Below are 1,040 nucleotides of genomic sequence, written 5' to 3'. Positions count from 1 at the left end.
TAGATATTAGTAATAATAAAAATGTCCGATATTTCGAGAATATTTATGGACAAAAAGCCGCGCTTTCCACGTCAACCAAGAAGCGCGGCTTATGTCCCCAGTCACAAGCTATGTGTGAGGTAATTCCATCATGCCAACAAATCGCTCAAATGACCATCTGAATCATCTGATTAACTGTCAGCGAGCCCTAAACCGCCTTGCCCAAATTTCCAGGAGCCAATCCACACGGGAACATGCCTATCCTAATCCCATCACTGAGCGAGAGGAAATCTTGATCTACCTATACAGCAACTGCCGACTGTCCATGACCCCCCAGGAGTTTTACTGGAAATGGCAAGTTAATCAAGAAGACATCGCTAACATCTGCTGTCGCTCAAGTTACGCTGTCAACAGCTGGCTAGCTCAAGGTGCTCGCTATAAAACTCCCTCTTCCGATTCCTTGCATCATCTGGCCTTAATGGATTTTATGCTAGAAAATTTTGAAGCAATTCCAAAGGAGTTATTAAATCAGCTCTGCTCTAAAGTTAAAGGTTATTAGAATTAAGAATGTAGAATTAAGAATTGAGAATTGAGAATGTAGAATTAAGAATTAAGAATTGAGAATTAAGAATTGAGAATTAAGAATGGATAATGTAGAATGAATGTAGGAGGTAGAAGCCAGAAGCCAGAAGCCAGCAGCCAGCAGCCAGAAGCCAGAAGCCAGAATGTAGAAGCCAGCAGCCAGCAGCCAGACTTCTAAATTCTTCATTCTTCATTCTTCATTCTCAATTCTTCATTCTTCATCGGGAACTTTTCTTCCGCAGATTCGTCTAAACCGCTAAAGCTACGATATTCTAAACTCAGAGACATTCCTGATCTGAGCCATCAATCTGGGATAAATGTATATATGAATCGAGTTGGAATTAGCAGAGAACCCACGGAGTCCACTTATGAAACGTTACAAAATTCTCTCCCTACTAGGGATAACAGCAGTATCTACAATCACTGCTAGTCAGGTTTTAGCGATGGAGACAGCTTCCTGGAACTTAATCACCGAACCT

General features: G+C 41.4%; 2 protein-coding genes. One reads left to right on the top strand and one right to left on the bottom strand.

Going from position 1 to position 1,040, the window contains the following annotated elements; genetic code table 11:
- Positions 1-130: 130 nt before the first annotated feature.
- Positions 131-538 (top strand): hypothetical protein, encoded by a 408-nt coding sequence (locus tag F6K49_RS52660; RefSeq protein ID WP_293111083.1) that lies wholly within the window; start codon positions 131-133, stop codon positions 536-538.
- Positions 539-589: 51 nt separating this feature from the next.
- On the opposite strand, the gene F6K49_RS52655 is transcribed toward F6K49_RS52660, so the two are convergent.
- The gene (locus F6K49_RS52655) at positions 590-748 is read right to left on the bottom strand and encodes a D-galactonate transporter (protein ID WP_293111082.1); all 159 of its coding nucleotides are present in this window, start codon (positions 746-748) and stop codon (positions 590-592) included.
- Positions 749-1,040 lie beyond the last annotated feature (292 nt).

This window comes from Moorena sp. SIO3I6, assembly GCF_010672095.1.
The sequence above is the reverse complement of the archived record's forward strand: the minus strand, read 5'-3'. Positions and strand labels throughout refer to the sequence as shown.

Bases quoted from the DNA above. Each gene is read 5' to 3' on its own strand.
- F6K49_RS52660 (WP_293111083.1), top strand. From the start codon at position 131: ATGCCAACAAATCGCTCAAATGACCATCTGAATCATCTGATTAACTGT.
- F6K49_RS52655 (WP_293111082.1), bottom strand. From the start codon at position 748: ATGAAGAATTTAGAAGTCTGGCTGCTGGCTGCTGGCTTCTACATTCTG.